The sequence below is a fragment of the Cloacibacterium sp. Arc13 genome (genome assembly GCF_041431305.1).
Classification (GTDB): Bacteria; Bacteroidota; Bacteroidia; order Flavobacteriales; family Weeksellaceae; genus Cloacibacterium; species Cloacibacterium caeni_B.
The window spans coordinates 279,218-298,202 of record NZ_JASMRM010000001.1 but is presented as its reverse complement, the minus strand read 5'-3'; the positions used below and the strand labels follow the sequence as shown (position 1 = coordinate 298,202).

At 33.1% G+C, this 18,985-nt stretch carries 16 protein-coding genes; 3 read left to right on the top strand and 13 right to left on the bottom strand.

Annotation, left to right across the window (positions count from 1 at the left end; all coding sequences use genetic code 11):
- Positions 1-18: 18 nt before the first annotated feature.
- Entirely contained in the window at positions 19-639 is a 621-nt protein-coding gene (locus QO190_RS01440) for an OmpW family protein (protein ID WP_371460940.1), read from the bottom strand.
- Positions 640-782: 143 nt separating this feature from the next.
- On the opposite strand from QO190_RS01440, the gene QO190_RS01435 reads away from it, so the two are divergent.
- Positions 783-1,937 (top strand): serine hydrolase domain-containing protein, encoded by a 1,155-nt coding sequence (locus QO190_RS01435; RefSeq protein WP_371460939.1) that lies wholly within the window; start codon positions 783-785, stop codon positions 1,935-1,937.
- Positions 1,938-2,177: 240 nt separating this feature from the next.
- Entirely contained in the window at positions 2,178-3,404 is a 1,227-nt protein-coding gene (locus tag QO190_RS01430; RefSeq protein WP_371460937.1) for an aminotransferase class V-fold PLP-dependent enzyme, read from the top strand.
- Between the two features lie 84 nt (positions 3,405-3,488).
- Here the strand turns inward: QO190_RS01430 and QO190_RS01425 are convergent, their stop codons facing one another.
- The gene (locus QO190_RS01425) at positions 3,489-4,361 is read right to left on the bottom strand and encodes an AraC family transcriptional regulator (protein ID WP_069799721.1); all 873 of its coding nucleotides are present in this window, start codon (positions 4,359-4,361) and stop codon (positions 3,489-3,491) included.
- Between the two features lie 169 nt (positions 4,362-4,530).
- Between QO190_RS01425 and QO190_RS01420 the strand changes: the two genes are divergently transcribed.
- Positions 4,531-5,124, top strand: a complete 594-nt coding sequence (locus QO190_RS01420) for a hypothetical protein (protein ID WP_371460935.1) — start codon at positions 4,531-4,533, stop codon at positions 5,122-5,124.
- Between the two features lie 98 nt (positions 5,125-5,222).
- Here the strand turns inward: QO190_RS01420 and QO190_RS01415 are convergent, their stop codons facing one another.
- The 11 genes from QO190_RS01415 to QO190_RS01365 all read right to left on the bottom strand — a co-directional run bounded on the left by QO190_RS01415 (position 5,223) and on the right by QO190_RS01365 (position 18,977).
- A complete protein-coding gene (locus QO190_RS01415; RefSeq protein WP_371460934.1) occupies positions 5,223-5,591 on the bottom strand; it encodes a hypothetical protein in 369 nt (122 codons plus the stop codon).
- Positions 5,592-5,594: 3 nt separating this feature from the next.
- Positions 5,595-6,584 carry an endonuclease/exonuclease/phosphatase family protein gene (locus tag QO190_RS01410; protein WP_371460933.1) on the bottom strand — a complete coding sequence of 330 codons (990 nt, stop codon included), beginning with the start codon at positions 6,582-6,584 and terminating at the stop codon, positions 5,595-5,597.
- A gap of 3 nt (positions 6,585-6,587) precedes the next feature.
- Positions 6,588-7,295, bottom strand: coding sequence for a rhomboid family intramembrane serine protease (locus QO190_RS01405; RefSeq protein ID WP_371460932.1), 708 nt, complete (start codon positions 7,293-7,295; stop codon positions 6,588-6,590).
- Between the two features lie 14 nt (positions 7,296-7,309).
- Entirely contained in the window at positions 7,310-9,088 is a 1,779-nt protein-coding gene (mutL, locus tag QO190_RS01400) for a DNA mismatch repair endonuclease MutL (protein WP_371460931.1), read from the bottom strand.
- A 74-nt stretch (positions 9,089-9,162) separates the two neighbouring features.
- Positions 9,163-9,879, bottom strand: a complete 717-nt coding sequence (locus QO190_RS01395; RefSeq protein WP_371460930.1) for a class I SAM-dependent methyltransferase — start codon at positions 9,877-9,879, stop codon at positions 9,163-9,165.
- Positions 9,880-9,961: 82 nt separating this feature from the next.
- Positions 9,962-11,389 (bottom strand): glycoside hydrolase family 30 beta sandwich domain-containing protein, encoded by a 1,428-nt coding sequence (locus QO190_RS01390; RefSeq protein ID WP_371460929.1) that lies wholly within the window; start codon positions 11,387-11,389, stop codon positions 9,962-9,964.
- A gap of 16 nt (positions 11,390-11,405) precedes the next feature.
- Entirely contained in the window at positions 11,406-12,848 is a 1,443-nt protein-coding gene (locus tag QO190_RS01385) for a glycoside hydrolase family 30 beta sandwich domain-containing protein (protein WP_371460928.1), read from the bottom strand.
- Positions 12,849-12,860: 12 nt separating this feature from the next.
- Complete coding sequence (locus QO190_RS01380; RefSeq protein WP_371460927.1) at positions 12,861-13,922, bottom strand: family 16 glycosylhydrolase; 1,062 nt, start codon at positions 13,920-13,922, stop codon at positions 12,861-12,863.
- A gap of 3 nt (positions 13,923-13,925) precedes the next feature.
- Entirely contained in the window at positions 13,926-14,765 is an 840-nt protein-coding gene (locus tag QO190_RS01375; RefSeq protein WP_371460926.1) for an endonuclease/exonuclease/phosphatase family protein, read from the bottom strand.
- A 20-nt stretch (positions 14,766-14,785) separates the two neighbouring features.
- The gene (locus QO190_RS01370; protein WP_371460925.1) at positions 14,786-16,708 is read right to left on the bottom strand and encodes a sialate O-acetylesterase; all 1,923 of its coding nucleotides are present in this window, start codon (positions 16,706-16,708) and stop codon (positions 14,786-14,788) included.
- A 49-nt stretch (positions 16,709-16,757) separates the two neighbouring features.
- The gene (locus QO190_RS01365) at positions 16,758-18,977 is read right to left on the bottom strand and encodes a glycoside hydrolase family 3 N-terminal domain-containing protein (protein ID WP_371460923.1); all 2,220 of its coding nucleotides are present in this window, start codon (positions 18,975-18,977) and stop codon (positions 16,758-16,760) included.
- Positions 18,978-18,985: the final 8 nt, after the last annotated feature.

Here is an 18,985-nt window from a genome sequence, read left to right as displayed (position 1 = left end):
TTAGTTTATAGCGAAATATTAGAATTTCATTCCTACACCAAAGCCAATTAAAAGAGGATCGATGTTTACTTCTGCTGGAATTTTTAAACCAGATGCAAGATTAGTAGCATCTACATTAACATCTGTTTTTAAAAATAGTTTTTTAATGTCAAAGTTTAGAAAATATTTATCGTTTAACATATAGTCTAAACCGCCTTGTAGAGCAAAACCTACAGCATTGTCATAATCTAATCCTTTTACAACAGAACCTTCATCTACACTATAAAAAATAGTATAATTAAGACCAGCACCAAGATAAGGTTTTAAAGTTTTAGTTGGATAAAAATGATACTGTAAAGTAAGAGTTGGAGGCAATAACCAAACACTTCCTAAGTCTACATCTCCTAGAGCAGATTTTTCATCTACTACATCGTGTTTTGTAGTTCCTAAGATTAATTCCGCAGCAAAGTTTTTGTTAAAGAAATAAGTGAAATCCAATTCTGGAATAAATGAATTAGAAATATTAACATCTCCTCCAATTGCGCTTACTTCAGATTTTTCGTTTGGCTGAACAGCTACACCTCTTAATCTAACTTGCCAATTTTGGGCACTTAAGCTTACGGTAAATAATAACCCAGCTAAAAATAGTAATTTTCTCATTGTTATTTTTTTTGTTTGTTATGGTGGCTAAGATATTATTTTCAGTATAACGCCCAAAATGATTTATATCACTGAGTTTTATCATATTTATGGTGAAAATAATTTTGCTTCGAAATATTTTTTAAATTTGAAAAAAATGATTTATGAAAACGCTAAAGAACCTCTTTTTTGGAATTCTACTTTTTATAGCAGCAGTTATTGCGCTGGCTTATGCTTTTAATTATCAACATCTTTTTAATGCTATCGCACTTACATATCTCAAAGGAGAAACCAGTGCTACCATAGATGATGGTGTAGATTTCCCGTCTAGAAATATAGAAAAAGGAGTTGCACAACCTTGGCAAAAAGATTCTTTATACAATAAAATTTCTTTACCGAAAAACATCGTTGATAATTTAAAATCTACCAATTCTGCTTCATTTTTGGTCATAAAAGATGGAAAATTAGTCCATGAAGAATACTTCGGAGAGTACAAACCTACCACGCAAACCAATTCTTTTTCTATTGCAAAAGCCATCACCGTTTTATTGATGGGATTGGCAATAGAAGACCACAAAATACAATCAGAAAATCAAAAATTTGCAGATTTTTATCCTAATTTTAACGAAGTAGAACACGGTAACGAGTTAACCTTAAGAGATTTAGCCGCAATGGAAGCTGGCTATTATTGGGATGAAGATTACAGAAATCCGTTTTTACAAAATCCTAGAATTTATTACGGTAAAAACATGGCAGAAGCACTCTTAAAATCTCCTCAATTTGAGGCAAAACCTGGAAGCAGATTCGAATATCAATCGGGTGCTACACAATTATTGGGATTTGCGATTAGAAAGGCTGTAAATATTCCGCTTTCTGCGTATGCTTCTCAAAAACTTTGGAAACCTCTGGGAATGGAATCAGACGCTTATTGGAATATAGATGAAGACAATAAAATGGAAAAAACGTTCTGTTGTATCAATGCTATTCCTCGTGATTATGCAAAATTAGGACAATTGATGCTCCAAAAAGGAAATTGGAACGGAAAACAACTGATTGATTCTAGCTACATTCAAAAAATGATTACGCCAACTAAAAATTCTGGCGGAATCTATGGTTTGGGAATTTGGATTAATAATGACGCGCCTTATAAATATTATCATTTCTGGGGATTTACCAGCCAATTAATCATTGTAATTCCTGAAAAAAATATGGTCGTGGTGAGAACTGGCAAGTTTAACAATGAAGCCAAAGACGATAAAGGCCGTTCTGTACAAGCTGCGTTTTTAGCCGAAAATGCTGTGAAAACGTTTGCCAATTAAAGCAATAGAAGAAATTATTAGAATTTTTAATAATTAATTCCGTAATTTTGAACCATTCTAAACAAGTTTTAGAGTGGTTTTATTTTTTACTTAAATGATTTACCACAAAAGAGACAAAAGAAAATATTGAAAACAAGCAATTCAAAAGTAAAAAAAGTGAAATTCAATTCGCTTTTTCTTCTTTTGTAAAAACTTAAAAATAAAAAATTTGTTGCTTTTGCGGTTTAAAGAAAATTTACAATGTTTAATATAAAAGAAATACGCAATCAGTTTCCTATTCTTCAGCAGGAAGTTAATGGTAAACCATTGGTTTATTTAGACAATGCAGCTTCTTCTCAAAAGCCAGTTTCTGTACTTGAAACATGGAAAAGATATTACGAAGAAATCAATGCCAATGTACACAGAGGAATTCACACTTTGTCTCAATTGGCAACAGAAGAAATGGAAAATTCCAGAAAAAAAGTACAACATTTCATTAATGCAAAGCATGATTATGAGGTGATTTTCACCAGAGGAACCACCGAAAGCATCAACTTGGTTGCTTATGCTTTGGGAAATTCTAATTTCTTAAAAAAAGATGACGAAATCATCATCGGTTATTTAGAACATCACTCCAATATTGTTCCTTGGCAAATGCTTTGCGAAAGAACGGGAGCAAAATTGAAAGTAATTCCGATGAACGAAAACGGAATCCTTCAACTCGATTTTTTAGACAAAAACCTTTCAGAAAAAACAAAAATCGTATCTGTAAATCATGTTTCTAACGCATTAGGAATCATCAATCCTATTGAAGAGATCATCACAAAAGTGAGAAAAAATTCTTCTGCACTCATGATGATTGACGGAGCGCAATCTGTACCACATTTCGAGATTGATGTTCAGAAATTAGACTGTGATTTTTTTGCATTTTCTGGTCACAAAATGTACGCACCAATGGGAGTTGGAATTCTCTACGGAAAGGAAGAAATTTTAGAAAAATTAGCGCCTTTTCATGGCGGTGGTGAGATGATTGCTACTTGTAGTTTTGAGAAAACCACTTATGCTGCACTTCCCTTTAAATTCGAAGCGGGAACACCAAATGTTGGCGGAAATATTGCAATAGGAGCCGCCATAGATTTTATGAAAAAAGTAGGCGTAGAAAATATCAGAAATCATGAAAATGAACTGCTAAATTATGCCCAAAAAAGACTTCTAGAAATAGATGGTCTCAAAATTTACGGTGAAAAAGCGAATAGAACCAGCGTAGTTTCTTTTAATTTAGAAGGAATAGGAATTGCTTCGGATGTAGGAATGATTCTGGATAAACTGGGAATTGCTGTAAGAACGGGGCATCATTGTACTCAGCCTATTATGGAATTTTTCAAGATTGCAGGAACGGTGAGAGCGAGTTTTGCGGTGTATAACACTTTAGAAGAAGTAGATGCTTTAGTAGAAGGGGTAAAAAAGGCTCAAAGAATGCTGATGTAAATTTTAAAAATTTCAAATATAATTTGATATAAATAAAAACTCCCGAAAATGATTTTCGGGAGTTTTTTATAGCTTTTAAAAGTTTTATTCAATAATATTTTTAAACTCTTTTCGATATTGAGAAGGACTTTTCTGCGTATATTCTTTAAAAGTTTTATTGAAATAACTGAAATTATTAAATCCGCTTTCGTAACATATCTCATTAATACTCAATGGTTTCTCTGCCAACAATTTCATAGAGTGAATGATGCGATATTCATTTACGAATTGTGTAAACGTTTTATTGGTAATTTTTTTAAAATACCTGCAAAAAGAAGGCTCCGTCATATTGGCGAGATTGGCCACTTCTTCTAAAGTAATCTGCTCTTTAAATTTATTTTTCACGTGATTGAAAATGAGGTTAATTCTCTCATTATCTTCCACTTGAGTTTGAATATAGAAATTTCCAGCATTTAGAATTTTGAAATCTTCGGTATTGGCAAGAACATTTAAAATTTCTAAAAATTTAATCAACTTGTCCAGTGAAGTTGCCTCATACATTTCTAAAATTTTACTTTCTAAAGACTTTTTAACCGATTCACCAAACACAATTCCACCTTTTGAAGCATCTAATAAATTCGTGATTTTCTTCATTTCAGGAGTTTTCCAGATGTGAGCTCCTAAAAAATCAGGCAAAAACTGAACTACAATTTCATACTCATTTCTGGTATTTTCATTGGTTAAACCGCAATGCGGTAAATTACTGCCTATTAAAACCAAATCTCCTTTAGTAAAATAAGAAATGGTGCTTCCTATTTGTCTTTTTCCTGAACCTCCACCTACAAAAACCAATTCTATTTCTGGGTGGTAGTGCCAAAAATTAGATTTTAAATTTTCATTTTGAAGGAATTTGAAACAAGAAAAACTACTGCCAATATTGGGGTTAACTGCTTCATATGTAGGACTTGTCTGCTTCATTTTGTTCTATTTCGATTTACAAATATACTATTTTATCTTTAAGTGAATGTTAATTTTGTATTAATGTTAAAATAGAACACATATAAGAAAATTATCTTGTAAAATAACCCAAAATTCAAGTCTAGATTTGCACTGTACTTAATTGACTAACACACTAACAATTATAATTATGAAAAATTTATTAAAATTCAGCTTCCTTATAGGATTTCTATTTATTTCGGCAAATGTAATGGCCAATGACAAAGATTTCTCTATCTCTATTGACAACATCAATGCTAAAAAACTAAGCTTTCAGATGACGAATGCAAAAAATGTAGCGCTATATGTTTACAATGACAAGCAAGGAGAACTTTTTGCTGAAAAAGTAAGAAAACAAGATGAGGTTTCTAGAACGTATGACTTGAAAAACTTTCCTGCTGGAACGTATTATTTAGTAGCGGAATCTGATTCTAAAATCGAAAAATATAAAATTACTATTGACGAAACTAATGCTTCAATTGAGAAGACACCAGTTTCTGAAATTTTCAAACCAGAATACACTATTGAAGGCAATCATGTAAAATTAGTGATGCCTAAATTAACTGATGGAGTAACAGTTTCTGTTCAAGATTTCACGAATACGGTTTATTATAACCAAACCTTAACTCCAAATAATGGCGAATTGGTTGTACAATTTGATTTAAACCCAGAAAATGCTGATGCGTATGTAATCAGTGTAGAAAAAGGCGAAAACACCTTCAACAAAATCATATATCTAAAATAAATTTTAGGGTTAATTTTCACATCACATCAAAAAAAGTCTCATGAAATTGAGACTTTTTGTTTTTTTAAAGAACTTGAAATTTTAGAGAATTACTATTCTTATTCTGGAGTAACTAATTCATTTACTTTTTTTTCTTGCTGAGCTTTTTCTTTTTCCGCATTTTTAGCAGCGTTTTGTTCAGCCAATTTTTTCTCTAGCTCTGATTTCTTTTTTTGTTCTATTTTTTTCTTTTCCTCTGCCAATTTCTGTTCGGGACTTTTAGTGGTATCTTGTTTTAAAACAGGCGCTTTTTTAGCATCTTCAATTGCCGAATTAATTGCAGAAAAAGAAGTTTGCCCCACTACAGAATCTACCAAAGTAGTATCAATAGGAGAATTGTCTTCTGCATAAAATTGCTCTTCTTCTTTGTTGTTTTTCCAACAAGAAAGTAACATAAAACTGGTTAATAAAAAGGTTAATTTCTTCATGCTTTAATCCTTTAAACTAAATTTCACTAAAACGGGGTAATGGTCTGACAGTTTTTGACTTCGGTCAACTTGGTAATAGGTAGATTTTAAATTCTCCGAAGAAAATACATAATCTATTCTGATAGGAATTTTATAGTCATGGAAACTTGTTCCAAATCCTTTCCCAGATTCTAAAAAACAGTCTTTCAAAACTCCCGAAATAGTGTAATACTCATACGAATTAGGAACCGAGTTAAAATCACCAGCCAAAATAACAGGATAAGGAGATTTCTCTATAAAACTTTTCAAAATTTGTACTTGCTCTTCGTGTTTTTTGAAAATTGGCATAAATCTACGCACGAGACTTTTGGCTTTTGTTCCGTTCTCCTCAAAATCTTCGGTAGGCTTTACCATAGATTTATGCAACTGAAATGGCTCTAAATAAACATTTATGAAGCGTATTCTTTTTCCTTTTATTATTACATCTGCATATACAGATTTCCCTTTATCTATTAGTGGAATGGTGTCTTGTTCTACAATTTGATATTTAGAAAAAAAACTAATTCTTCTATTATGAAGTGAATATTTCATTTCCTCAAAATCAGAATTTCCTAACCCTGAATAACCTGATTCTTGTAAAAATATTACATCAGCATTAAAAGATTTAATATAATTTTTTACTTCTTCTAAACCATAATCATTATACTTATTATTAAAGGTAAGAACTTTAAAATCTGCCTTCTCACTCTTTGGCTCAGAATAATTAATCCATCTTCTTACTGGAGTTAAAAATAATGTGGAAATCAGCAAAAAAACAAAGGCTCTTTTACGCCAAGAAAAAATCCAGAAAACGCAGAGTAATAGATTGGCAATCATTAAAAAAGGAAATGCCAATGATAATAAATTGAGTAAAGGAAATACTTTTGGAGGGATATAAGCATTAAGCATGGTTGCTCCTAAAAGCAACACAATTACTACATGAGCAACGGTAAAAATACTTCTAAAAATCCCCACTGATTAATTAATTCTATATCTGTTTCTACCCCAAACTTTCACTAAAATATAGCCTACTAAAGCGCCACCGATATGTGCGAAATGTGCAATATTTCCTCCACTTCCAGAAAAACCTAGATATAGAGAAACTATAATAGTAATAGGAAATAAAACCTTTGCTTTAATCGGAAACGGAATAAACATAATGAACATTTCCGCATTTGGATAGAGCAAAGAAAATGCAGCAATTACTCCGAAAATAGCTCCAGAAGCTCCAACCATCGGTGTAGAAAGTATGTTTACGATATTCTGTGCATTTCCTTCTAATCTTACTGGAAATTTTTCAAAATCACCCTTTAAAATATCCGAAAACTGTAAACCTTCTACAATAAGCGGTTGAGCATCTTGGTATAACTGATAATATTCCCAAAGATTAAACAAAACGAAAGCACCTAAACCAGAAAGAAAATATAAAATAACAAATTTCTTTTCTCCTAAAAATCGCTCTAAAACTGGTCCGAAACTCGCGAAAGTCAACATATTAAAAGCAATATGCATAAAACCTCCGTGCATAAACATGTGTGTGATGATTTGCCAAGATTTAAAATAAGGAGATGTTGGGAAAAAAGCCGCTAAATAATGATAAGATTGCGGAATAAGCATCGCTAGAATGAAAACAATCACATTCAGGATGATAATATTTTTGGTGATGGGTGTTATATTTTGAAACATATTGTTTTGGTGTGTTAAAATTTATTTTTCAATTCTTCTGTAGGCACTTCTACATAGGTCCTGTTTCCGTTTGGTGTAAACTCTGGGAAACCTAACTTAATGAAATCCTTCAAAATTTGTTCCACTTCAGCTTTATACAGAAAATCAAACTTAGATTTCGCATTGGTTCTAATCCACTGACTATCATAATTTTCTAAAAATTCTTCTTCGGTTTTATATTCTAAAATTTCGAAGAGATTTTCTAAAAATTTAATCACTTGAGATTCTTTCACATCTTCGGGTACTGCATTTATTCTCAGTACATTATCTTGTGCCAAAACAATATCGAAACCTAAATCTGGCAAGTATTTTTTTATCGAACGAAACTTATTTTTCTCAATTTCATTTAAATGATATTCTAAAGAAAACAGCAAACTTTGACTTTTCTTACTTTTAGAAACATTTTTACGGTTTTCTGCTAAGACAATTTGGTGAATTCTTCCCAAATCGAGCATCAACGTTCTGTGGTCTTTATTAAAAAGCCAATAACCATTTGGCAATCTGAGCAAATCTTCTTCTAAATCCTCGTCTTCATCATCAAAAAGGTTAATTTTAGATGGCAAAGCTGATGATTCTTGTTGATACATTTCGGTAAGATTTACCATCGCTGTATCATTAATTTTAGAAGGAATTTGGTCTTTAAACGGATTAAAATTTCTATCGATATGAATTCCTGGAGCGTTATAACTTTTCGCAGCATCTACTTTTGGTGGAAAAAATGAATCCATTTGTTCATTTCGCTCAAAATCTAGACTTGGTGCTACATTATAAATTCCCAAAGATTTCTTAATCGTAGAACGAATCAATGCAAAAATAAGGTTCTCATCTTCAAATTTTACCTCTGTTTTTTGCGGATGTATGTTGACATCTATTTTTTCTGGGTCAAGTTCCAAATACAAGAAAAAACTCGGGCTGTAATTGCTTTGCAACAGTCCTTCAAAAGCTTCCTGAACCGCTCTGTTTAAGTACGGACTTCTAAAATATCTTCCATTGACAAAGAAAAACTGTTCGCCTCTAGATTTTTTAGCCGCTTCTGGTTTTCCTACAAAACCGTTGAGTTTTACCCAACCTAAATCTTCTTTGATAGGAACCAAAAGTGGATGCAATTTTCTACCGAAAATATCTACAATTCTCTGCATTTGGCTCCCTTTTCTAAGGTTAAAAATCACCTCATCATTATGATAGAGTGAAAATTCTAAATTTTCGTGAGCCAAAGCTACTCTTTGGAATTCATCTATGATATGTCTGAATTCTATATTGTTAGATTTCAGAAATTTTCTACGCGCTGGAACATTAAAAAACAGATTTTTCACGGAAAACACAGCACCTTCCGTAGTTTGTGCAGGTTCCTGAAATTGTAATTCTCCGCCTTCTATGTAGATGACGGTTCCTATTTCTGCGTCTTGTTTTTTGGTTTTGAGTTCTACCTGAGCCACCGCAGCAATAGAAGCCAATGCTTCACCACGAAAACCTTTGGTAGCGATATGAAAAATATCTTCTGTAGTTCTAATTTTAGAAGTAGCGTGTCTTTCGAACGCCATTCTAGCATCGGTTTCAGACATTCCGCTTCCGTTATCTGCTACTTTTATGAGATTTCTCCCTGCTTCTTCTACAATCAGTTCTATTTTAGTAGCACCAGCATCTATGGCATTTTCTAGCAATTCCTTAACAATAGAAGCAGGTCTCTGCACTACTTCTCCTGCAGCAATCTGATTGGCAACATGATCTGGTAAAAGTTGAATAATATCTGACATTTCTATAATTGAAACTCCAAAAATAGTGTTTAATTTCTAAAAAAATTGAATTTGTGGATGAGTAATCCTGATTGTTAAGAAAATTTTATGAAGTCTAATTTCTGACGAAGTTTTTTAGTGATTTTCTGGGTTAATGTTCTTTCATCAGCAAGATGACGAAGTTTAAATTCTCTTTTTTTTCTCACTACAAAAAGATGATAATCTTCTTGCTCCCAAATTGCATATTTCTGAAAGAAAACCATCTCTAGATTATTTTTATCAAGATTTTCTACTAAAGTTGGCAATTCGATGGGTTGGTCTATCACTTGTAGTGATTCTGGCTGATGCTGATGAAGATATTTAATGTATTCTGGATTTGGAATATTGATGAGTAAAAGAGATTTTTCTGAAATATAAGTGCTGATGTTTTTAAACAAATTAAAATGCTCTTCTACAGGAATATGCTCTATAACATCTAACAGTGTGATGAAATCAAAATCAGATTCTTGGGGCTGATAATGCACCACGTCTCCTACAAAAAGTTGAACGTTATTTTTTTGGATATTTTTCTGTGCGTTTTCTATACTTTTTTCGCTTAAATCTACTGCTTCTATATAACCTTTTTCTACTTTTTTAGAAAGTAAATAGGTAAAAGCTCCCACTCCACAACCCAGTTCTAAAATTTTAGATTTTTTAGTAAGTCCTAATTTTTTAAGTTGTTTAAACAAAAAAATCAATCTTTCATTAACTCCTATTTTTATTTGTCTTTCGGAGAACTGGTCATAGAACTGAGAAACTTCTTCTTTCTTCATCTGAAAAATATTTTGAGCCAATAAAAATACAAAATAAATAAAAAAGGCGCATCCTAGGATGCGCCTTCGTCTGAAAAACGAATCAAATAACTATAGTTTGTATAGAATTTGCGGGTGATTTTACGCTGACTGACTGACCTTCTATCCAAAGATTGTATTGGGTTTCTTGGTCAGAAGAATTCATCACTACTACTACCATTTGTCCGTTCGGATTCATAAATGAAGAAGAGATTAGAAAATCTCTATTGGTAACGGTTCCTAGTCTTCTTGCGTTCTTTTGTACATATTTAGAAATATGTCCTATGTAATAATATTCTGCGGTGTAGTGTAATTCTCCGGTTCTGGTGTCTGCGATAATCGGTGCGAAACAGAAATTGCCTACATGATTTGGGCCTCCTTTTTCGTCTAAGAGAATGTTCCAATCTGTCCAAGCAGAAATTCCGTTGTTAAAATCATTAATCATGTTTTTACCATAAATTTCGCCTAATCTCCAATCGTAGATTTCCTCGAATTTAAATTTTTCTACACAACCTTCTGTGAAAATGAGAAACTTATTAGGAAAGGCTTTTGCGGTTTCTTCTACATTTTCGAAAAGTGGTTGAGATTTCGTCCATGTTTCGTACCAGTGGAAACCTATTCCTGTAGCGTATTTATTCGCCAAAGGATCACTTAATGTAGTGGTAGCTCTTTGGTATAATAAATCTCTATTATGGTCCCAAATGATGACTTCTTTATTTTTGTAACCGTTTTTCCAAAGGGTAGGCCCTAGATATTTTCCTAAAAATTCTGCTTCTTCTTCGGCGGTATAGATACAAGATTCCCAAGTCTGAGTAGCCATAGGTTCGTTTTGAACAGAAAGTCCCCAAACTGGAATTCCTCTTTTCTCATATTCTTTGATGAATTTAACGTAATAATTTGCCCAAGGCTGATAGTATTCTTTTTTAAGTTTACCGCCTCTCAACATATTATTGTTATCTTTCATCCAAGCTGGTGGAGACCACGGACTGAAATAAAATTTGAAATTTTTGCCAATCATTTTTTGAGCCTCCTTAATCATCGGGATTTTATATTGCTCATCATGTTGGATATTAAAAGTTTTGAGCGCCTTGTCATTTTCTTCTACATAGGTATAACTTCCACTGCTGAAATCACTAGAATTCATGCTGGTTCTAATCAAGTTATACTGTAAGCCATTTTTGACAAAATAGGATTCTAAAAATTCTTTTTGCTTGTCTTGAGGCAATTTATAAAAGGTTTCTGCAGAAGCATCTGTAATTGCTCCGCCAATTCCTGTGATTTTTTGGTACTTAAAATCAGGGTCTACAAAAACGCAAATATCTGTTTCCTTCGGTTGAGGGAAATTATGAAAACTGCCTTTACTGGGTACAAACTTTTCAGTTTGGTTTTTGGCAGTAGTATATATCGAAACGTCTTTGAGTGTGTTTTTTTGCTGTGCAAAACCTACACTAAATGCCAAGAAAGACATGATAATCACTGCATTACTTTTCATTTTTTTATTTTAAAAATTAGAAAATATAAGTAGCTACTGCTCCTGCATCTAAAGATGTAGTTGCAATTTTTCCATTAATTTTAATATTGAATGTTTCTGGTGCACCTCCATCATTTTCTACAATCAAAACAATTTTACCATCGGCTCTCTTGAAAGCTACGTTATTAAGATTTCCTGATTGAGAGCTTGCAATTCTTATAGAATTCTGTGGAACAAACTTAGAAGCATGAGCAATGATATAATAGCCTACGTTTCTTTCGAAGCTTTCTGAAGAATTTATGGTAATTGCACCTTTACACATGGTACAACCACCTTCTGTGTGAGGTTTAAACTGAGAATTATTGGCTAAATTCCATTCTAAAGCAATTTTACTCCAGTTTCTCATGGAACCTATAATTACATTTTTCAGGTGCCATTTTAAATCTCCACCAAAATCACCAGTAGAAGAAGTCCACTGTTCTGTAAAATATATATTTTTAGTAGGGAAAGTAGCTTTTATATCTCCAAGAGCTGTAATAAAACCGTCATATAAGTGAAAAGCGGTTCCATCAATATATGGATTTGCTTCTTTATCTGACAAAACAGCAATTGGATAATATGGTGTATCACAGTTATGGTCAAATGCTACAATTTTAGTAGAAATATTAGCAGTTTTAAAAGCTGGTCCTAGATGTTTTCTTATAAACTCTGCTTGCTTTTCAGCAGTCATTACCATACTAGGATTATTTTTAAGATTTAATGGTTCATTTTGTGGTGTAATGGCATCTATGGTAATGCCTTCATTTTTCATAGCGGTGATGTATTTCACAAAATATTGTGCATATACACCGAAATATTCTTCTTTTAGGCTTCCTCCCATAGAACTTCCGTTATCTTTCATCCAAAGTGGAGCAGACCAAGGAGTTGCCATAATTTTAATATTAGGATTTATGGCAAGAATTTGTTTTAACATATCAATTAAAGGACGGTCTTTTTCTAAACTGAATTTTGACAACGTAGGATCTGTTTCTCCTGCAGGAAGATCATTGTAAGAAAATACGCTGCTATTAAGATCAGAAGCACCTATACTTAATCTAAGATAGTTTATAGAAATAGAATTAGCGTTACTGCTAAAGAGTTCTTGTAAGAGTTCTTGTTTTCTAGTAGCAGTAAGACTATTAATAACTTCTACACTACCTCCTGTTAAAGTATAACCAAATCCGTCAACTGTTTGATAAGTTTGGCTTTCGTCTATCTGAATATTTTGATAAGAATTAGAGTTAGTAGTAAAACCAAGAATAGTATTTTGTTTCTGAAGTTTTACAGACTGATCTCCTTTAGTAAGCCATACTTCTACATCATTGGTAGGAGTAGGTTTGGGCGGTTCTGGCGTAGGTGACGAAGTACTTCTAGAGCAATACGCCATTGCAATCATACTGGCAATCGCCCAAATGAATAGATATGATTTTTTTAAAAACATAAATTTAAATTTTTATTGATATACTCTAATGTAATCTACTTCCATAGTTGCGTTAGTCACATTCGGATCTATGGTTCCCCCAAAATTACCTCCCATTGCTACATTCATAATGAAGAAAAAATTCTGATTGAATGGTGAATTTGCATTATTATTGTAAGTAAAGAACAATTGATTGTCTACATAGATTTTTATAGTACTTGCATTCCATTCCATACTGTAAATGTGGAATTCTGTAGTTGCATTTGGAATCATAACACTTGTACCATCTGCATTTCCACCAGAACGACCTGGGTAATGAAGGGTTCCAAAAATTCTATTTAATTGGTTTCCTACGTGTTCCATAATATCTATCTCACCACAAGCAGGCCAACCTACAGAATCGATATTGTCACCTAACATCCAAAGTGCAGGCCAAGTTCCGCCACCAGATGGAATTTTAGCTCTAATTTCTACTTTTCCGTATTTCATAGAATATTTTCCTTTAGAAAGAAGTCTTGCTGAAGTATAATTATATCCTTGGTATGCGTCTTTGATTAAGTTAATTTTAAGAGTTCCGTTACTTACTACGGCATTTTGAGTTCTATTGGTATAATATTGCGCCTCATTATTTCCCCAACCATTATTGTTTCCTAAATCATAGCCCCATTTAGAAGAATCTGGCGCTCCATCAACATTAAATTCATCAAAAAAAACTGCTTTTGGAATGACATACACCGTTACTTTTGTGCTACCAGAAATAGATTTATCTCCATTATATGCCGAAACATAAACGGTATGTTCATTAGTCCCAGATTGCTTAAATGTATAAGTGAAGTTACCTGTGGTAGAGGTAAGAATTTCTCCGTCTACTGACATTTTATATTCTTTGGCATTGTTTGCAAAAGCGGTAAAATTTACCACACCTGTTCCATCACCATTTGGCATAGTAGCAGAAGAACCTACCACTACTTTATTAATTACTAAATTAGTAGGCGTAGTTACAACTGGCTCTGAAGAACCTGAACTGCTGCCGCCACAACTAAAAAAAAGAAATGAAAAAAAGGAAATTATGAGTAAAAATTTATAATTTTTCATAACCTATTTCAATTGTATTTTTGCTACTATAGGAAAATGATCAGACGGATATTTATAGTCATAAAAGTCTGTAATCGTTCTGTATTTTAAAACTTTCGTATTGTTTTTTGAGCTAAAAATAAAATCTATTTGTTCGCTAGGTTTTTCATTGAATTTAAATCCATTCCAAGTTGCTTTTTCGGCGTAAGGTTTTGTAACGCTATTGCTTCTGGCTTCTTGTAAATTTTCAAAAAGCGGTTTCATCCATGAATCACTTTCTACAGAATTAAAATCACCCGTAAGAACTACAGGAACATTTCTTTTCTTCTGCAAGGTTTTAATTTTTTCTAGGATGATTTCTGCAGATTTCTGTCTCGCAATTACACCTACATGGTCAAAATGCGTATTCAGTACCCAAACTTTCTTTTTGGTTTTTATATTTTCAAAAAGAGCATACGTAACGATTCTAGGATATGCTGCGTCCCAAGATTTTCCTGATTTTTCAGGATTTTCTGAAAGCCAAAATGTATTTTGTTCCAGAACTTTATATCTGCTTTTCAGATAAAAAATACATGAAAATTCAGCATTCGCTTCATCTGTTCTCGGTCTTCCTAAAAAACCATAAGCAGAGTTGTTATCTAATAAATAATCAATCTGAGGTTTCTGCGCTTCCTGTAAGCCTACAAAATCTGCTTCGTAATAAGAAATAAGGTCTTTTACTTTATCTTTTCTGATGTTCCAGTGATTTTCCCCATCATCTACGCTTGCCAATCTGATGTTAAAACTCATCACATCAATGGTTTGTGAGAATAAAAACGATGCAAAAAGTATAAACAAAATGGTAGAAATGTTTTTTGTTTTCATATTTTAATTCTTGATTAAAATTATTTTAACTCGAACTGATATTTCTTGTTTTCTGTAGAAAGTTTAAAAGAATCTGTTCTAAAAGGCGCTACTGGAAATCCTTTTTCGGTGAAAAGATTAATTTCTGAATCATCTCCTTTCCAGCCATATCTTACAGCAACGGGATTGCTTACCTTTTCGCATGTAACTACAATTTTATTTTTCTTAATTTCTGCTTTTGCTGGATAGAATTTTTGGTCATTTCCTGCAATTTCAAAACCTTTTAAGATTTCATTATTTTTAGAAATTAATTTTTCCTTCGTATTAAAGCTGATGGTAATTTTATTTCCTTTTACCGTTGATTTTTGATAAATTGGGCTTTTCAGACCATTATTTAAGGCTAAATTAGCCAATCGTTCTCCTACTGTTTTTTTATTTCTTGGGTGAATATCATTCGGATTTCCCACATCAGTAGTTACTACCATTCCAGTGTTTTTCATTTTGGTAGTATTCAGTTGAGCATCTCGTACTTCACACCAATCGCAACCTTCATTACTGTCTCCTTTAGTATTAAAAGTGGCTAATTGAACGAAATAAAAAGGTAAGTTTTCTCCAAATTTCTGTCTCCAACTGTTAATCAACAATGGGAAACTTTGGTTATATTCATAAGCTCTCTCTGCATTTGATTCTCCTTGATACCAAAGCATTCCAGAAATTCTAAAATCTTCAATCGGGTGAATCATGGCATTGTAAATCAAAGAAGGAAATTCATTTTGATTGATAGCTGCATAAATTTTTTCTACAGCAAATTTCCAATTTCCTGCTAATGGAATACTTTTTTGAGCGGTGACTAATTTCACCTCATAATCATTACTCCACAAACCACCGCCACCACCAGTGTCATTAACTTTTACTGCAATAATATTTTCTCCTTTTTTTAAAATTTCTTTCGGAATGGTATAAATTCTATCATCTGACCATTGTTTCATTTGCCCTACTAATTTTCCATTAAAATAAGTAAGGTCTTCGTCATCAATTTTTCCTAAATACAGCACCGCATTTCCAGTAAGGTCTTCGTCTGAAAGAACAATGGTTTTTCTAACCCAAGCTACTCCGTCTAAACCTTCGAAACCTTGTTGTTCCCAAGCTTTTGGAACATATAAATCTTTTAAAGCAGAAGCGTTATACCCTGCACTCAAGAATTGTTCTTGATTAAAATCTGCAATTTTAGCATTCAGTTTTTTCTCAAAAAAAACAGTTTTAGCCTCGAAATTTTTCTGTTGAAGACTTTCTATGTCTATTTGTGGCATATTGGCAATCATTTCTTTGAAATAAGGCGATTGCTCGAATGCATTTTTAGGAATCCAAGCTTCGATTACAGTTCCGCCCCAAGAAGAATTTATAATTCCGATAGGAACTTGTCTCTCGTGATACATTTTTTTAGCAAAAAAATAGGCTACTGCAGAAAAATCTCCTATAGTGGAAGCATTCGCAACATTCCATTCTGTTTTCGCAAGGTTGTTTTGAGGTAAAGAATTTATTTTTCTCTCAATTTTAATATGTCTAATGAGCGGAAACTCTTTTTGATTTAATTCCTCTTTATAACCTTCAGAAGACGAAAGCGCCCACTCCATATTGCTTTGTCCACTACATAACCAAACATCTCCTACCAAAACATTTTTGAAAACAATTTCATTATTTCCTTTAATTGTCAATGTAAAAGGACCACCTTCTTTTTCTTGGTCTAAATCTACTTTCCAATTGCCATTTTGGTCAGCAACAGTGGATTTGGTTTGATTTTTAAAACTTACCGACACTTTTTCATGAGGTGATGCAAAACCCCAAACTGGAATTTTAGAATTTCTCTGCAAAACCATATTATCTGAGAAAATATATGGTAAAGAAACATTTGCCATCAATAATTGAATGGTCAATAATAAGAATACGCTGATTGATTTTTTCATTTTAATTCCCTTTAAGATTTATTTCTTATAAGGTTATTTTTTTAGGATGTTATTTTTCCCAATTTACTCTTTTGGTTTGTACCTGAGCAGAATTGGTTCCTATCATGATGTCAAATTCTCCTGATTCCCAATCGAAATTGAGTTCATCATCATAGAATTTTAAATCTTCTGGTGTAATGTTAAAAGAAATGGTTTTGCTTTCTCCTTTTTTCAAGAATATTTTATGAAAACCTTTCAGTTCTTTTACAGGACGAACTACTTTTCCTACTAAATCTCTGATGTACAACTGAACCACCTCTTCTCCGTCATAATTTCCTGAATTGGTAAGCGTAACTGAAGCCGTCAAGGTTTGATTGCCTTTCAGTTGAGTAGCACTTACGTTTACGTCAGAATATTGAAATGTAGTATAACTCAAGCCAAATCCGAATGGATAAGCTGGGTCATTATCTAAGTCGATATACGCCGAAACATAGTTTCTGTCTGTATTATTTTTAGCAGGTCTTCCTGTATTGTAATGATTGTAATAAATAGGAATTTGACCTTCAGTTCTAGGAAAAGTCATCGGCAATTTACCGCCAGGATTTATTTTCCCAAAAAGTACATCTGCAATAGAATTTCCAGCTTCTGTACCTAACCACCAAGTGTAAACAATGGTAGGAATGTTTTCTGAAGCCCAATCAAAAACCAAAGGACGACCGGCATTAATCATTAAAATAATTGGTTTTCCTGTTTTGGCAATTTCTTTTAATAAATCTTCCTGAACTCCAGAAAAATGGATGTTGCTTCTGCTTTTTGCTTCGCCACTCATTGCGTGACCTTCGCCTAAAGTCATAATTACAACATCTGCTTTCTTGGCAGTTTCTACCGCTTCTGCAAATAGAGATTTATCATTATCATTTGCGTTACATCCTTTCGCATAAAGCAATTCTGAATTTTTATCCAATTGAGCTTTAATTCCGTCAAACTGAGTGACAATTCTTTGACTATCATCTGGAAAAGCGATAGACCAGAAGCCGTGATTTTCTACTGTAGCTTTCGCAAATGGACCAATAATGGCCACTTTTTTAGTGGTAGGGGAAAGTGGTAATAATTGATTTTCATTTTTTAGTAAAACAATACTTTTTGAACCAATTTCTCTTGCAAATTTTCTGTGTTCTGGATTATTGGCTTGTTCTTTCTCTCTCTTTTCATTAATGAAACGATAAGGGTCATCGAAAAGTCCAAGTTCATATTTTTTAGTCAAAATTCTGCGAACTGCATCATCTACTAACTGAATATCTACTTTTCCTTCTTTTACCAATTCTGCTAAATGATTGGTATAAGAACGGCTTTCCATATCCATATCACTTCCCGCGATAATTGCTTTCAGAGCAGCATCTTTATTGTCTTTAGCAAAACCGTGAGGAATCATTTCGCCAATGCTTCCCCAGTCAGAAACCACAAATCCTTGGAAATTCCAAACACCTTTTAATAAGTCTCTTTGAATGTATTTATTTCCAGTGGCAGGAATTCCGTTGATATCATTAAAAGAATTCATAAAAGTAGCTACTCCCATATCAGACACCGCTTTGAAAGGTGGCAAATACGTTTCGTGCAATTGTCTAAGGCTCATATCTACAGAATTGTAATCTCTTCCGCCAACAGCAGCTCCATAAGCAGCAAAATGTTTAGCACAAGCCATTACTGCATCTTTATTTCCTAAGCCATTTCCTTGGAAACCTTTTACTCTAGCTTTTCCTACCAATGTTCCTAAATAGGTGTCTTCACCAGCTCCTTCCATTACGCGTCCCCATCTTGGATCTCTTCCTATATCTACCATTGGTGCAAAAGTCCAGTGAATTCCATAGGCTGAAGCTTCAATGGCTGCAATTCTAGCAGATTTTTCAATTAAATTCATATCCCAAGTAGCGGTTTCGCCTAACGGAATAGGAAAAGTAGTTCTAAAACCATGAATAACATCTTGCCCAAAAAGTAAAGGAATTTTAAGACGAGACTGCATGGCTTGGTCTTGCCAGTTTTTAGTGTTTTTAGTTCCTACAGCATTTAAAATAGAGCCTAGTTTCCCTGCACGAACTTGACCAGCTTTGTCTGCATCTTTCGTAATAGGACCGGTTGCTGTAATATCATCATTGTATTGATTGAGCTGTCCTATTTTTTCTTCCAAAGTCATTTTCGCCATCAGCTCTGTAACTTTTTGGTCGATTGATTTCTGTGCAGAGACGGTAATTCCCAATCCTGCTAAAAAAATTGAAAGAAATATTTTTTTCATAAATTTTA

Bases quoted from the DNA above. Each gene is read 5' to 3' on its own strand.
- QO190_RS01440 (WP_371460940.1), bottom strand. From the start codon at position 639: ATGAGAAAATTACTATTTTTAGCTGGGTTATTATTTACCGTAAGCTTA.
- QO190_RS01435 (WP_371460939.1), top strand. From the start codon at position 783: ATGAAAACGCTAAAGAACCTCTTTTTTGGAATTCTACTTTTTATAGCA.
- QO190_RS01430 (WP_371460937.1), top strand. From the start codon at position 2,178: ATGTTTAATATAAAAGAAATACGCAATCAGTTTCCTATTCTTCAGCAG.
- QO190_RS01425 (WP_069799721.1), bottom strand. From the start codon at position 4,361: ATGAAGCAGACAAGTCCTACATATGAAGCAGTTAACCCCAATATTGGC.
- QO190_RS01420 (WP_371460935.1), top strand. From the start codon at position 4,531: ATGAAAAATTTATTAAAATTCAGCTTCCTTATAGGATTTCTATTTATT.
- QO190_RS01415 (WP_371460934.1), bottom strand. From the start codon at position 5,591: ATGAAGAAATTAACCTTTTTATTAACCAGTTTTATGTTACTTTCTTGT.
- QO190_RS01405 (WP_371460932.1), bottom strand. From the start codon at position 7,295: ATGTTTCAAAATATAACACCCATCACCAAAAATATTATCATCCTGAAT.
- mutL (WP_371460931.1), bottom strand. From the start codon at position 9,088: ATGTCAGATATTATTCAACTTTTACCAGATCATGTTGCCAATCAGATT.
- QO190_RS01395 (WP_371460930.1), bottom strand. From the start codon at position 9,879: ATGAAGAAAGAAGAAGTTTCTCAGTTCTATGACCAGTTCTCCGAAAGA.
- QO190_RS01390 (WP_371460929.1), bottom strand. From the start codon at position 11,389: ATGAAAAGTAATGCAGTGATTATCATGTCTTTCTTGGCATTTAGTGTA.
- QO190_RS01385 (WP_371460928.1), bottom strand. From the start codon at position 12,848: ATGTTTTTAAAAAAATCATATCTATTCATTTGGGCGATTGCCAGTATG.
- QO190_RS01380 (WP_371460927.1), bottom strand. From the start codon at position 13,922: ATGAAAAATTATAAATTTTTACTCATAATTTCCTTTTTTTCATTTCTT.
- QO190_RS01375 (WP_371460926.1), bottom strand. From the start codon at position 14,765: ATGAAAACAAAAAACATTTCTACCATTTTGTTTATACTTTTTGCATCG.
- QO190_RS01370 (WP_371460925.1), bottom strand. From the start codon at position 16,708: ATGAAAAAATCAATCAGCGTATTCTTATTATTGACCATTCAATTATTG.
- QO190_RS01365 (WP_371460923.1), bottom strand. From the start codon at position 18,977: ATGAAAAAAATATTTCTTTCAATTTTTTTAGCAGGATTGGGAATTACC.